Origin of the sequence: Ruminococcus sp. Marseille-P6503 (assembly GCF_900604945.1) — a bacterium.
GTDB lineage: Bacteria > Bacillota > Clostridia > Oscillospirales > Ruminococcaceae > FB2012.
This window is the reverse complement of record NZ_UWPB01000002.1, coordinates 299,301-312,956: the sequence shown is the minus strand read 5'-3', so window position 1 is coordinate 312,956 and position 13,656 is coordinate 299,301. Positions and strand designations below refer to the sequence as shown.

General features: G+C 47.4%; 11 protein-coding genes. 1 reads left to right on the top strand and 10 read right to left on the bottom strand.

Annotated features, from left to right (window positions below; all coding sequences use genetic code 11):
* Positions 1 to 54 precede the first annotated feature (54 nt).
* The 10 genes from EIH25_RS07490 to EIH25_RS07445 all read right to left on the bottom strand — a co-directional run bounded on the left by EIH25_RS07490 (position 55) and on the right by EIH25_RS07445 (position 11,963).
* Positions 55 to 540, bottom strand: a complete 486-nt coding sequence (locus tag EIH25_RS07490; RefSeq protein WP_124100251.1) for a hypothetical protein — start codon at positions 538 to 540, stop codon at positions 55 to 57.
* Positions 541 to 757: 217 nt separating this feature from the next.
* Positions 758 to 1,204: a stage V sporulation protein AC gene (gene spoVAC, locus EIH25_RS07485; protein WP_164489191.1), complete on the bottom strand. Its 447-nt coding sequence runs from the start codon at positions 1,202 to 1,204 to the stop codon at positions 758 to 760.
* Positions 1,205 to 1,553: 349 nt separating this feature from the next.
* On the bottom strand, positions 1,554 to 2,237 hold the full coding sequence (locus EIH25_RS07480; RefSeq protein WP_243113114.1) for a ribulose-phosphate 3-epimerase: 684 nt from the start codon (positions 2,235 to 2,237) through the stop codon (positions 1,554 to 1,556).
* A gap of 5 nt (positions 2,238 to 2,242) precedes the next feature.
* Positions 2,243 to 4,117 carry a CDP-glycerol glycerophosphotransferase family protein gene (locus EIH25_RS07475; protein WP_124100249.1) on the bottom strand — a complete coding sequence of 625 codons (1,875 nt, stop codon included), beginning with the start codon at positions 4,115 to 4,117 and terminating at the stop codon, positions 2,243 to 2,245.
* A 24-nt stretch (positions 4,118 to 4,141) separates the two neighbouring features.
* Complete coding sequence (locus tag EIH25_RS07470) at positions 4,142 to 5,212, bottom strand: galactitol-1-phosphate 5-dehydrogenase (RefSeq protein ID WP_124100247.1); 1,071 nt, start codon at positions 5,210 to 5,212, stop codon at positions 4,142 to 4,144.
* 115 nt (positions 5,213 to 5,327) lie between these two features.
* On the bottom strand, positions 5,328 to 6,035 hold the full coding sequence (locus EIH25_RS07465) for an IspD/TarI family cytidylyltransferase (RefSeq protein WP_124100245.1): 708 nt from the start codon (positions 6,033 to 6,035) through the stop codon (positions 5,328 to 5,330).
* A gap of 22 nt (positions 6,036 to 6,057) precedes the next feature.
* Positions 6,058 to 7,341: a polysaccharide pyruvyl transferase family protein gene (locus tag EIH25_RS07460; RefSeq protein ID WP_124100243.1), complete on the bottom strand. Its 1,284-nt coding sequence runs from the start codon at positions 7,339 to 7,341 to the stop codon at positions 6,058 to 6,060.
* A gap of 109 nt (positions 7,342 to 7,450) precedes the next feature.
* Complete coding sequence (locus tag EIH25_RS12610; protein WP_243113113.1) at positions 7,451 to 8,614, bottom strand: CDP-glycerol glycerophosphotransferase family protein; 1,164 nt, start codon at positions 8,612 to 8,614, stop codon at positions 7,451 to 7,453.
* A 239-nt stretch (positions 8,615 to 8,853) separates the two neighbouring features.
* The gene (locus tag EIH25_RS07450; protein ID WP_124100241.1) at positions 8,854 to 9,384 is read right to left on the bottom strand and encodes an NUDIX hydrolase; all 531 of its coding nucleotides are present in this window, start codon (positions 9,382 to 9,384) and stop codon (positions 8,854 to 8,856) included.
* 20 nt (positions 9,385 to 9,404) lie between these two features.
* Positions 9,405 to 11,963: a YfhO family protein gene (locus EIH25_RS07445; protein WP_243113112.1), complete on the bottom strand. Its 2,559-nt coding sequence runs from the start codon at positions 11,961 to 11,963 to the stop codon at positions 9,405 to 9,407.
* A gap of 303 nt (positions 11,964 to 12,266) precedes the next feature.
* Between EIH25_RS07445 and EIH25_RS07440 the strand changes: the two genes are divergently transcribed.
* The gene (locus EIH25_RS07440; RefSeq protein WP_124100239.1) at positions 12,267 to 13,613 is read left to right on the top strand and encodes an MATE family efflux transporter; all 1,347 of its coding nucleotides are present in this window, start codon (positions 12,267 to 12,269) and stop codon (positions 13,611 to 13,613) included.
* Positions 13,614 to 13,656 lie beyond the last annotated feature (43 nt).

Below are 13,656 nucleotides of genomic sequence, written 5' to 3'. Positions count from 1 at the left end.
AACAGCTCAAACGCCGTTCCCTGTCGTTTTATATTCAGCTGTTTTAAACGCAAATTAAGCGTCGCGCTCTACGGCGATGATAGGATAGCCCTTTAAGTAGGGCTTGACGTATTCGGGGTGCTTTTTTGCCTCCTCAAATATCTCGCCGCTTATTTCGGAGCATACCTTCATTATTTTATCCAGCGGACGGGTCTTTACTATCGGACAGACCGGAGAGAGGGTAATAACATTAGTCCCGTCAAGCGACATTATCCTGAACGGCCAGATCCTGCAGTCGAAGGGCTTTTCGTTTCCCATTATGCAGCCCTTGGAATGATCCAGCAGCGAGCAGTAGTAGAGATCGGCGTCGGGCTCCTTTTCCATTTTTAAAAGGAAATGCCCGCCTTGCTTGACAAACTCCTGCTCCGGCTTGTAATCCTGAAGTATCTGGCTTGCCTTGCTTCTGGTGATAACCGGAGTTTCCCACAGATCGTAGCTGTCAAACGAACAGCATATCCGGCATTCGGCGCATTCTTCTTTTGAAAGCAGATTTTTAAGCATTTGAAATAACCGCCTTTTATCAGAATCTGCCGCTCTGCTGTTCTTATGATAAACAGACAGAGCGCTGTATTTATAATAACATAAATCGTCGCAGTTTGCAAGCGGCAGTTTTTTCTTTGCACATAAATAAGTTTATATGTATTTTCCCCGCAGGGACGGGGATTTTTTATGCTTTATTTCGTAAGCGGATTCTGAGACCTCTGAACGGAAGCTGTAGTTACCTGAAGAAAAGATAGTAAATAAGTCCGTAGATGACGCTTGCCAGCGTTCCGTACAGGATCACCGGGCCGGAGATAATAAATATCTTTGCACCCAGACCGAGCACAAGCCCTTCGGTCTTAAATTCTATAGCCGGAGCGACTACCGAGTTGGCAAAGCCGGTGATCGGCACCAAAGTTCCCGCTCCGCCGTGCTTGGCAATTTTATCATAAAGTCCGAAGCCGGTAAGGACCGCGGAAATAAGAATCAAAGTTATCGAGGTCGCCGTTCCCGCGTTTTTTTCGGAAAGTCCGTAGGAAGAGTACATATTCAGCAAAGCTTCTCCCAGCACGCAGATAAGTCCGCCAATGACGAACGCTTTAGGTATGGTCAGATACCACTTGGTTCCCTCTGAAGCTTTCTTGTACATTTGGGAATACTGAGATTTGCTTAACTTTATATCCATTATTTCCGTCCTGCGCAGCCTTTAGCAGACGTGAAGCGTAGCTGCGAGGACAATCCTCCAATCCGTAATTTTATAAGCTTATTCACGCTGACAATATTATTTGCTTTTTGCGCCGAAATATACGGGGCGGTTTAAAAACAAAAAAATTGCCGTCGCTTTGCACAAATGTTCCATTGGATTTTTGTACAGAAATACGAATTTTGGGATCAAGCATAATTTTTTTAAGCAAAGTTGCACGTTTGCGTGCAACCTCCGCCCCTTTTGTGCCTGTAAGTGAAGGGGTGAAGTATTTAATGCCTGATAATGAAAAATGCCGCAGGGCAAAAGCGTCTGCGGCAATGCTGTAGTTTTATAGCGTCATATGTTTTCTCTTTTCGGCGATCCTTTCGTCCACGCCGTCAAGAGAGGGCTTTACTATGCTTGAGGTTCCCGCTACGAAAATACGCGAGCCTGCCCTGTAGGCCAGCCGGACGTTTTCGTTCGACATATTTCCGTCCGATTCGATGATAACGTCCTGTCTGTCTCTTTCGTCAAGAAAGCTTCTTACCCTTTTTACTTTTTCAAGGGTGCCGGGAATAAGCTTCTGTCCCGCAAAGCCGGGATTAACGCTCATGACAAGAACGCCGTCCAGATAATCCAGAACCTCCTCGATCACGCATATGGGAGTTCCCGGATTAAGCGCGAGAATAGGCTTTGCTCCCAGACTTCTGATATACTGCATACATTTGTCGATGTGCCTTGTGGATTCGTAATGCACCGCGACATAGTCGTTTTCCTGTATATCGTACCATTTCATTTTTTCCTCCGGCTCGGTAACCATGAAGTGAAAATCAAAGGGTATTTTCGTAAGTTTTCTCAGCTGTCTGACATAATCGGTGCCCAGCGTGATATTAGGCACAAAATCTCCGTCCATAACGTCTATGTGAAGAAGCTCTACGCCGTTTTTCTCAAAAGCCGCAAGATAATCCAGGGTCTGGTCGATGCTTACGCACATCATTGAAACTGAGATCATTCCCTTCTGCGGTGAATCCATACAAATCAATCCTTTCCTGTACCGCTGTCAGCAGGCGGAAGTCCCATGATCAGCTGGTCGATCACTCTGTCGGTGGCTTTTCCGTCTGTATAGGTGAAATTTTTCTTTATAAAGCTGTCCATCTTGTGGAACTGATAGTCCTGATTTTTAAGCGCCTCCATCAGCTCGTCAAAGGAATGGACGATCTTTCCCGGAACAAGCTCCTCGTAGGGCTCATAGAAATCTCTGGTCGCTTCATAGTATTTACGGTCGAACGCGAAAAAGAGCATAGGCTTTTTAAGCAGCGACATTTCGTATATAATAGACGAGTAATCGGTTATAAGCACGTCTACGATAAACAGTATGTCGTTTACCTCGCGGTAATCCGACGCGTCTATGATAATATCGGAATACTCCGGCGGTATCTCGACCCGCCTTGTAACGAAGGGGTGAAGCTTTATAATAAGAACCGAATTTGTCTGCCGCAGAAATTCTCCCCATACGTTAAGGTCAAACCGGTCAAAGGGGAAATATGCGTTTTCGGCATTTTCGCCTCTGAAGGTCGGAGCGTAAAGATAAACCTTAGACGCGTTTTTGCAGGCGGGAAATTCCTCCAGCATCATCAGACGGGTATTCTTTTTGTATTCCTCGTCAAAAAAGATATCCGTTCTGGGGATACCGACGGGATAAAACTTGCTTTCGTCTATTCCGAAGCCCTCGGCGTGGTGCTTTGCCGAGTGATAGGAGCTTACGGGAACGTGGGTGTAGCATTTGTGGACCCTTGTGTTAAACGGCGGAGCGCCCGGCTTTCCCAGTCTTTCAAAGCCAAGAGACTTAAAAGCTCCGCAGGCGTGCCACACCTGGAGGATCTTGACGTTGGGCGGATAATCCACCTTGTATATCTCAGGATAATAGTCGTCTATAATGATTATATCAGAGGTTGCAAGATACCATGTGAATCTCAGCATTTTAAGGCTGCTGCGCTTGATATTTATGCTTTCCTTGAAATCAAAGCGGAACTTATACTTTTTATCAAGACCACGCTCGATCATTCTGTCGTAGATGACCTTTTCGTTTCCTCCTATCTCAGCTCTCGAGCCGGAAGCAAACAGGATTATATTGCCCTTTTTCTTTGCAAACTTTGTAAACAGCCTGAAAAAGCCTCTGTATAAAAACAGGTTGAAGGCGTTGAAATCCCTGACGATCTTGTTTTTGCGTTCGGTCCATTTCTTTTTAGTCCGTCTGAAAAGCGTCTGGGGAGGCTGGGGCTGCTTATATTCCACGTTTACCGAATATTCCATTGTATCCATATCGGTCGTCGAGTCGCAGTAGAAAAGATTGCCGGCGCTTCTCCTGAGCCTGAAATTAAGAGGATTATCCTTAAGCTTGTTTATTTCACATTCAAAGTCTGGTGAAATAAACGCCGGATATTCGTTTGTAAGCTCCTGTTTTTCCGCGGCGTTTCCGTTTTCGTCGTAGGTTATCCGGTAAACCGTACCTGAACGGACTGCGATTTCGGTATTGGGGTCGCCGATGATCTCAGGGGAAAATTCCGCCTCCATGCCTTCGTATTCCCTGAAGATCACCAGATAGTAATTTCCGGTTTCAATGGGACTCTCGTTATTGACGCTCATTATATTAAAGGTCAGGTGAAACAGGTTGCCGTTTACGTCAAAATGCTGAGGATAAAACACAAGCCTTCTGTTCCTGGTAACAAATCTTGCCGAAAGCCCCTTAGTATTGTCAAAGCCTTTCAGCTCTCCTTCAATGTGCATGATAACGCGCTTGAATTCGATGTTTGTCAGGAGGGCGTACTGCTTGCCGCGAAGCTCCTGTTCCTCAACAGCCTTTTTTCTGTCCTCATAGAATTCAAGCTGCTCGTCTGTTAGCAAAGTATCCATATATAAAATCACATTTTCCTTAAATTAATCAAAAGTAAACATTACCTTAACGGTAAATTCGCTCGGATCCTTCAAAGCGGCAAACGCCTTTTCCTGTTCCGAAATCGGGAAGGTATGAGTAATAAGCTCTTTTACGTTAAGCTCTCCGCTTTCAAATATCTCAAGCGCCTTAGCCCAGTCGTTGACCCTGCTGTTATAGCTGGAATTCCATGAGCCCGCCACGGTTATCTGCTTTCTGAGGATTGACCAGTAGACGTCCTTGGGCAAAGCAAGGTCGCTTGCCGGATTTCCTACCAGAACGATCCTGCCAAGCGCGCCGGTAGCCCTTATAGCGTTTTCAATAGCCTCGTTGGTTCCAACCGCTTCAAAGCATACGTCCGCTCCGTCGCTTCCGGTAATTCTCCTGATTGCGTCGGGAATAGGCTCGTCCTTGGGATTCACCGTTTCAAAGCCCAGCTTCTTGGCATAATCCAGCTTGTTCTGCGAGCGTCCGCAAACGATGACCTTTCCTGTCTTTGAAGCCTTTTTGGCAAACGCGCCGATAAGGAAGCCTATAGTACCGGTGCCGATTATCATTACGTTCTGACCTTCCTTTATCTGACCGATATCGACCGCGTGAAGACTTACCGCCGCCGGCTCGCAGAGAGCCGCGACCTCATATGACAGACTATCGCTGAAGGGTACAAGGTTCCATACGGGAGCAACAAGATATTCGGCGTAAGCCCCGTCGCAGCGCGAGCCGAAATAGCTGTACCCTGAGCATTGGGCGTACTCCTCAAGTCCGCACGCCTTGCAGCTTCCGCAGGGCAGCAGCGGGAAAACGCAGGTCTTTTTGCCGAGCAGAGCTTCGTCCACGCCGTCGCCTATCGCGACTATCTGTCCTGAAAACTCATGGCCTGGGATAGTCGGAAAATGATAGGTTCCGGTTACAAAAATTCTGGGAATATCGCTGGAGCATATTCCGCAGGCCTTTATTTTTACCAGAACGGTACCCTCCTTAAGTTCGGGAACGTCGACGGTTTCCTGTCTGAGATCGCCGACTCCCTCCAGAACGAGAGCTTCCATTTTCCGGGGAATTTCAATTAAGCTTTTCATAAAAAGAGTCCTTTCCGTCGTTGAAAATAACCTATTCACCGATGTTAAACAAGCTTACATCGGGCTTTGCTCCGAGTTAAAACCAAATAAAGCGCCGCAGTCTGCCGCACTGTATTTAATTGCCTGCTCCGAGCAGATGTCTGACCATTACAAGGTCGCTGTCGGTGGTGATTTTGAAATTGATCGCGTCGCCCTCGATTATATAGATAGGCTGGTTGTTGAAGGTGCATATCTGCGACGTTCCGGTAATGATTTTTTTCTGTTCGTCCGTCAGGCTGTTTTTCATATCTATAAAATGCTTTAATCTGAAGCTGTCGGGAGCTTGTCCGCTGAAAAGCTCGCTCCGCGGCGGAATATCCTCCACGATATCTCCGCTTTTTGAATGAAGGATAGTGTCGGCGCAGGGCAGACCGCATACGCACGCTCCGTATTTGGCGGCGCAGTCGATGCTGTCGTTAAGGATCTTTTCCGTAACAAAGGGCCGAACGGCGTCGTGTATAATAATAACGTCGTCCTCTCTCAGACCGTTGTCCGAAACGATCGCGTCGGTAACGTTGTTTATCGAGTCGATACGCTCCTTTCCGCCTTCGATTATCCTTACCTTTTCCTTCTGCGGCACATTGTCCTCGACCTGCTTTTTCAGGTAATCTATATAGTCGTTTCTTACGGCGATATAAATATAGTCGAATCTGTCGACCTTAAGCATATTTTTCAGCGTATACAGAATAACCGGCTGACCGTTTATTTCAATAAACTGCTTGGGTATTGCCGAGGTCTTGATCCTTGTGCCCGAACCTCCGGCGAGCATGGCTCCGTATATCATTGGGCAAAATCTCCGTTCATATTTAAAGTTTGATTTTTTTATTGTCGTTCATAAAAGTGTTCCTGAGCTTTATAGTAGTCTTTACCGGACGGCAGTTGAGAATTTTTTCATATCTTATGTTTTCCGCCTCCAGCTTGGACTTTGTTTTTTCAAGCTCCGACTTTGCCTTTTCCAGCGCGCTTATTTCGCTTTTAAGCTTATCGTTTTCGGCTATGATCGACTGATGTTCCTTTTTGAAGCGCGCTTCAGCCTGGTCAATCTGGGAGTTCAGCTTTTTGATCGTCTGGAAATCCTTGCGGGTGTACATAAGCCAGTCGTACATAGCGCTTTTCATTGTGTCATGACGCCATTTCATTATTTCCGCGTCGGAATGTTTCAGACGCCAGAAGTCATCGCAGCTTCCCTCCGCGTCCTTGTACTTGGCGGCAAAATCCTTTACGCTCTTTATAAGAGAATTTCTGAATTCAAGGTATTCTTTGCCGTTCTCGGGAGGGTTTGCAAAGTCGTATTCATATTCGCCTTTCAAAAACTGCTCGTAGCTGCAGTGGTGCAGCCAGTCCCAATACGGATCGAATCGTCCGGAAACCGGCGGGCTGTTTTTGGTTGCCAGAAATACAGGTACCTCCATTGCCAGACAGGGGAGCGCGCAGTGAAGCCTTCTGGTGACAACGCATTTGGCGTTCTGATAGATAGTAAGCAGCTCTTTGACCGCCTCTACCCTTTCCTCCCATGTAGCGGCGCTGTTGCGGTAATCCTTGTAATGCGTGGTTTCAACCACGTCTATGCCGGTGTTTTTCATCAGCTTTTTAATTCTGTTTACAACAGGCTTGGGCAGGTCGCAAACGCATATATACTCCCGCTCTCTTTTCACGGTTTTCATTTTCGGAAGCGTAAGTGTGATACAGCCGGAAAAATAACAGTCTATCCCGATCTCCTTAAAGCTGTCGTAGGTAAACATATCTCTGCAGCCGATCGGACCGTAGGCGTTAAGATACTCCCCGCCGATACCGGTAAGAAATTCGGTCTTTATCGGAGAACCGTCCTGCTGAGCAACCTGATGATCCGCCCAGTGCATACCTATATAAAGAGGAACGATGTATTTGGAAGGCGGCCAGTTCCATTTTGACCACATATACCATGCGCTCATTACTGCGGCAACAGGCTCTCCGTCGTCTGTTTCAAAGGTATCCATAGTTTCTCTGTCAAGAAAATAATCGACCGACGGAAGAAGATTTGCCGCGGCGAAGGATTGGATATCGTCGCCTATATTCTGGGTGTTTTTATGCATTAAAATACCAAATTTCATGAATAACCTCCAAATGTAAAGAGCTTTCTGCTTCGGTTCGGACGGCGTTGCGCACCGGCGAGGAAGCAGGCTTTTGAATACGTTCAGACGGGCGGCGTAACAGTCAATATTAATTAACAATGTAATCGACGACGCGCTGGGTGGAATTTCCGTCGCAGGCGCCCATAAATCTTTTCTGGAACTCCTTTATTCTGCCGCTGTCAGAATTTTTTCCGTCCTTTATTTTCTCTGCAAGCTCCGCCGTGGTTCTGACGATCGGTCCGGGAGCGAATTCTTCGTAGTCGTAGAAAAAGCCTCTGTAATCATAAAAATCGTCAAGGTCAAACGCGAAAAAATACATAGGCCGTTCAAACAGCGAATACTCGAAAATAAGAGAGGAATAATCAGTAACGCAGAGGTCTGAAACAAACAGCAGCTCCTCGATCTTCATGCTTTCGGAAACGTCAAAAGCAAAATCCTCACAGCCCGCAGGTATATCCCATTGCTTTCTGACGAAGCCGTGCCGCTTGATAAGCAGGACATATTCTGTTCCCAGTTCCCTTTTCATCAGCGGAATATCCAGCTCTTCGGGAATATACGCCCTATCGGCGTCCCCACGGTAGGTAGGAGCGTAAAGCATAAGCTTTTTCCCATCTCCGCGGGCAGCGTCAGCCTCGGGACAGGCCTTGGCAAGGCTTTCAAACGCCTTTATTCTGTTTTCCGGCCTGAAAAAAACGTCTGTCCTTGAAACACCCACCGCCTTTACGCAGCGGTTTTCCTCAGGAAGCCCGAATGCCGCTTTGAACGGTTCTATACATTCCTCGGAGCTTACCGTGCAGAGCGTGTAATTGGTGTGGGCGGGGTATTTTCTAAGCTCCTCAATATCTTCCCCGAAGCTTAGTCCGCTTATGCATTCGCCCCACTTTTTAAAGGCTCCGCAGGAATGCCAGGTCTGTATCAGCTTGGTTCCCTTTCTCAGCCTGAAGGCTCCGAAAAGATTGCAGGTATCGTCGCAGAGAATACAGCCTGCCGAGCCCATTTTAAGGCACAGCTTAAAATACCGCCATAAATATGACAGCCCGCCGCTGTTGGTTACGAGGTAAACTATTTCCAGGCTGAGGTCAGGTCTTTTTTTCAGCTCCTCATATATAAGTCTGTAGCTGTCGGTAAGAAAAGAATGTCTTACCTCCGCGAATATTACTTTCCGCGGATCCTGCCTCTTAAGACAGCCGATCCTGTAAGCGCAGGGATAAACGACCCTGAACGCCAGCCATTTCACGATTTTTTTTATCATTATCTGTTCCTGTGTTTCAGAGCTGTCAGGCTTGTCTGAAAACAGCTCTGCTGTTGCGGTATAAAACGGCGCGTATATTTAAATTGTACCGTAAACAGCGTATTATATTCGTCTTGCGTAAAAAATGAGACGCCGCCGCGGGCTTTCTGACGAACGCTGTCGGAATCCGCGTTAAATACAAAGTTTTAGGGTTATTATATCACATTATTTTTACATTGTCAAACAAGCGTGGCATACGCCTACAGAAAAAGCTTCGCCTTTAAAATCGCAAGCTGGGTCTTGGCGTCGGGAATTTCGTTTTTCATCACCATTTCAACCGCTTGCTCAAAGGGCATTTTTATCACGTCGATAAACTCGCCGTCGTCAAGACTCTGCTCTCCGAAGGATAAGCCCTTTGCAAGATACATATGGATTATCTCGGTATCATAGGCTACGGTAGGATAAAGGCAGCCGAGATATTCAAAATACTCCGCCTCCGCTCCTATCTCCTCCTTAAGCTCCCTGATGCCGCATTCCCTGTGATCCTCGCCCTTTTCAAGCTTTCCGGCGGGAATCTCCAGCAATACGGAGGAAAACGGGTATCTGAACTGCTTGACCATATATATTTCGCCTTTTTCGTTCAGCGGGACAACGCAGACCCCTCCGGGGTGAGTTATAAGCTCTCTGGTGGTTATCTTTCCGTCCTCCAGCTCCACTTTGTCTACAGACAGGTCTACTACCCGTCCTTTGAATATCTGTTCGCCCGACAGCTTCTTTTCACATAAGTGCATTGCGGTTTTCTCCTTTCGTATCAGGCTTGGTCTTCCCTGCCGGTTTCATCTTCCGGATCGTTTGCGCTTTCAGCCGTTTCGCCGCTGCCGTCGTTTTCTGAGCTATCAGACAGTCCGAGCCTGGGCGTTTCCTGTTCGGATCCGTCGCCGAAGGCGTTTACAGAGACCTTTTCAGGGTGCTTTTTTCTGTAAACAAAGCTGGCGGCGATATATACGGCAAGTATTCCCCAGCCGGTAAGCGAGATTATTTTTCCCTCGGCAAGACCGGCGGTTTCATACCTGAAGGTAATGGCATTATCTCCTGCCGGACACTTCACAGCCATAAAGCCGTAGGATACCTTTTCGATGTCGGCAGGCTCGCCGTTTACCTCGGCGGTCCAGCCCTGCTCGTAGGGAACGCTGAAAAATACAAGCTTTGGTTCCTCTAAGTCTATTCTGGCGTCGAAGCCGTTGGTATCCTCTTTGAAATAGTAGCAGGAGCTGCTGCGCTTTTCCTCGCAGACCTTTTTATAGCTTTCGGTATTGAGCTTTGAAACATCATAGTCGTAAGGCGTGAGGATGTCGGAATATTTTGCTATCTGGCTTGGGTCGAGAACCAGCGCCTCCATAAGAATGTTGGTCTTGTGAACCTCCTGAGCCGACTTGATAACGCTGTCTGTGGTGTAGTAGTCGTATGTGAAGCCCATGGGAACGAAATATTCGTTTTCGTAAATATTAAAGCCGTTCTGAGTATCGACATATTTGAAGCCCGCCAGATTTGCAAGGTTTTCCGGGGGATCGTTGGAGGCGGTTCCGTTCAGCTGCGCCTCGGAAAGCTCCTTGAAATAGTATTTTACCGAGAAAAGTCCTCTCAGCGGATAAAGCTTAGTTTCCATTCTTGAGGCTACGTCTCTCGTCTGACCGATAGAGGAATAGAAATCCATTATCGAGGTCGGAACCACGCTGTGGAAGGTTCTCATTGAGGAAAGTCCCCAGAACATACACCAGTTGTCTACGTTTTCCGAGGTGTCTATCCTGTAGAAGGTGTTCTGGGAAGCTGACATATCGCCGTCGAGCTTTGCCATATCAAGATTGTCCGAACCGTTTATGGCTCTTTCAATGTAGTCGGCGTTGTCGTCCCCCTGAGCGACGCCGTAAATTACGGACGAGGTCATGCATATCACGCAGGCGGCGGCGGTCATGCCGTTTACAATGCGGTACCAGTTTTTGTTGTTTTCATTCAGACGGTAAACGATATAGAACAGCATTACTGTCATGAGGGCGGTAACTATAGCCTGAATATAGTAAAGCTCGATATATTCAGGAACCTTTCCGTATACGGTCTTTCCGTTTTCCTGAGTAGGAAGAAGTCCTATTCCTATGAATATCGCGCACACCGCGACTACTATGGCAAAGCCCTTTTTAAGATCCGCCTTGTTTTCGTCTATTACCTTTGCGGTCATCAGGCACATTATAAGGATAGGCATATAGTACCATCTCGCATAGTAGCTGCTGTTGAACATAACGAACATGGAATTGAGTATCGGAACGCACGCCATTATTCCGCAGACAGCCGTCAGCTTGGTAGCCCAGTGCTTTTTGCGCGTCCTCATGAACGCGATGACTCCGCACATTGAGAACATAGGCAGGTAGCCCGCCATTGAAGCCCATCTTGCCTTGTCGGAGTTGAGGATATTTATTCTTGCGGGCATATCCGAAAGCATGAAGAATGACTGGATTATTCTGGGGATACGCACGTTTTCGCTGTAGATGACCATATCAAGACCGTAAAGACGGGAGGAAACTCTCGGGTTGGAGAACACGTCGATTACAGCCGGAAGGAGTATCGCCGCTGAGATCATAACTCCAAGCGCCGCCTCGAATACCAGCAGACCGAACAGCTTCAGGTCGATCTTAAATTCCTTGTCGGTGCAGCGGATAAAGAAATAGATAACGGTGAACACTACCTCGCACACAAAGAAAAAGTAGCTTATAGTGGCGCATATCGCTACGGCAAGAGCAAACGCTCCTTTCTTATGCTCCTGTGTCAGCAGCTCGAAGCTCAGCAGCAGCAGAGGGAAGAACGCCGTAACGTCGTGGAAGTGGTTGAAGAAAACGTTGTAGGTCTGAAAGCCTGAGAAGGCATAGAGCATTGCTCCGATAAAGCAGGCATTGGGATTGTTTACAAAGCGTCTTATATAAGCGTATGAGGTAAGAGCCGCCACTGCTGTTTTGAGCGCGAGCAGCCAGGGTATAAGATAAGGCACGGCTTTCAGTGGGAACAGAGTGGAAAGCCAGAAAAAGGGGCTTCCCAGCAGATAGAAGGAATAGGAGCCGATAAAGTTGGAGCCGAGGTCGGTCCCCCAGTCCCAGGCGGTCGCGCCTTCCCTGACCGCTTCGTTGGCGTGCTGATAAAACATCATCTGCTGTGAATTGAAATCTCCGTAATAAAGGAATATCCCCTTATTGACGATCATAGACGGAAGAAAAGCCACCATCATTCCGAAGAACGCAAAGAGAAAGACCATAAGGTATTTTTCTTTTTGCTTACCCTTTGAAAAGGGGCTTTTCAAAAAAGCTTTGTTTTTAGACATCTTCATTAGCTTGCCCCGCAGACCGGAGCATTTCTCCTTTCACCATATTTTATTCGCGGCTTTGTACATAATTTGTCACATACACAATTAAGTATAGCATACCGGCTTTGTAATTTCAATAGCCTGACGGCTTAAATTTCGCAAATATCAGCGCGTAAGCCGTGTGCGGACGCGGCGGAAGCCGAAAGCGGTTTACAAAACGGTGAAACCGTGATATAATTTATGATAAGCGCCGCGCGGGGATCTTGCTCCTTCGGCTTTTCGGTTCCTGCGGGCGGGTATATTTCAGCGTTAAAAGAGGTTTTTGCTATGAATGATCTGACGGTCGGCAGGCCGTGGACGGCGCTGTGGAGATTTTCGCTGCCTATGTTTATAAGCGTGATCTTCCAGCAGATGTATAGTATTTTTGACAGCGCGATAGCCGGAAGATACGCGGGGGAGGACGCCCTTGCCGCCGTAGGAGCTTCCTATCCGATAACAATGATATTTATGGCGGTGGCCGTCGGCTGCAACGTAGGCTGCTGCGTCGTTATCTCACAGTATTTTGGGGCAAAGGCTTTTGAAAGCGTAAAAACAGCGGCGTCTACCACTCTGGCTGCCGGATTCGCGCTTTCGGTCGTGATGACGGCGGCAGGGCTGATATTTTCAAAACCGCTTATGCGCATAATAAATACGCCGGCAAACGTTATGAAGGACGGCACGCTTTATCTTAAAATATATATCGGCGGACTGACGTTTCTTTTCCTTTACAATATCTGCACGGGAATCTTCACCTCTCTGGGCGATACTAAAACTCCGCTGTATTTTCTCATAGGCTCGTCTGTGGGAAACGTTGTTCTGGACTATGTTTTCGTAGCGGTATTCGGCTGGGGAGTAGGCGGCGTCGCGTGGGCGACCTTTATCGCTCAGGGGGTTGCCTGCGTGCTTGCGCTCGTCTCTCTGGGAAAAAAGCTGGGGCAGATAGAAACAGAAAGGCGTCCAGCCAAATTTTCCGCCGGAATGCTGCGGAGGATCACGCTTTACGCAGTTCCCAGTATTTTACAGCAGAGCTTTGTTTCCGTCGGAAATATTTTTGTGCAGTTTCTTGTCAACGGCTTCGGCTCCTCCTGCATTGCCGGATATTCCGCCGCCGTTAAGCTCAACACCTTTGCCGTTACAAGCTTTTCTACCCTCTCAAACGGGCTGTCCAGCTTTACGGCTCAGAATTACGGAGCAAACAAGCCCGAAAGAATAAGGGCGGGCTATAAGGCGGGACTTGTAATGGTCGCGGCAGTGGCGGTTCCGTTTATAATCTGCTATTTTCTGTTTTCAGATACGTTTATCGGTCTGTTTCTCGACAGCGGAGGAGATAAGGCTTTGGCTATAGGCTCTCAGTTTCTGAGGATAGTTTCGCCCTTTTATATAGCCGTTGGAATAAAAATAATGAGCGACGGCGTTCTCAGGGGAAAGGGCGCTATGCTGTATTTCATGATAACGACCTTTTCCGATCTTATCATAAGGGTCGTTCTGGCGTTTGTTCTTTCCGGTCCCTTCGGAGAAAAGGGCATATGGATGTCATGGCCTGTAGGCTGGCTGTTTTCAACGGCGCTTTCGGTAATTTTTACTGCTTTGCAGCTCAGAAAAAGTAAATTGAAAATTATGGAACAAAATTTCTGATTTTATTGTAAATAAACGAAAACTGTTGACATGATAACGATTA